Source organism: Bacteroides sp. AF32-8BH (assembly GCF_003435205.1).
Lineage (GTDB): Bacteria > Bacteroidota > Bacteroidia > Bacteroidales > Bacteroidaceae > Bacteroides > Bacteroides ovatus.
Map to the genome: position 1 here is coordinate 409 of NZ_QVLZ01000112.1, position 633 is coordinate 1,041.

At 50.7% G+C, this 633-nt stretch carries 1 protein-coding gene and 1 pseudogene; both read right to left on the reverse strand.

The genetic code is table 11. From position 1 onward, the window contains the following. Positions 1-117 precede the first annotated feature (117 nt). Positions 118-402, reverse strand: a complete 285-nt coding sequence (locus tag DWZ47_RS30250; RefSeq protein ID WP_022600068.1) for a hypothetical protein — start codon at positions 400-402, stop codon at positions 118-120. Between the two features lie 36 nt (positions 403-438). Then, a pseudogene (locus DWZ47_RS30255) lies at positions 439-633 on the reverse strand (hypothetical protein); the annotation flags it as partial.

Genomic DNA, 633 nt, shown 5'->3' on the forward strand with positions numbered 1-633 from the left:
GAGTATTGCGGCTCGGAAAATTCCCTAATAAGCTACGGTATTTTCTACGTAAATACCCTGCGGCGTGCCGTCCGTCTGCCCGTCTGCCTTTCGGCGGTGGCTGTCCCTGCCGTCTGCTTACCCGTATAACCCCACCTTATTATTTTTCCCTTTCGGTCGGTGGTGGGCGGCGGGGCGGTCGTTTCCGTTTTCAAAGGCTCTTTTGCATGGGGCGGTCGGATACAAGGTTTTCCCGATAAATACGCTCGCAGCGAAGCGAGAGGAAGATTTATCGGGAAACGGTGCAGCCGCTTGACCTTTTAGCCGACATAAAGCCCCGTGCTTGCTTTGCCTTTGTAAACGGAAATGATTGCTCCGCTTTCCTCTGAAAAGAGGAATAGAACCTGCAATATATATCACCATAGTGATAGATTTGCATGTTGGTATGTTGATATATCATCATGCTTTCCAACGGCTGTTGGGCTTGCCGTCCGAAACAACCGACACGAATACCATCGTTTTCTCTTTTCGCCCGTGTATAATCCTTTCCAATAATGCCCTGCGGACTTTCGCCGCCCCGAACGATTCGACACGGAAAGCAAGGGCGGCTATCGTTTCGAGGTTGTAAACCTCCGCGCTGTATCTGTCCGATAT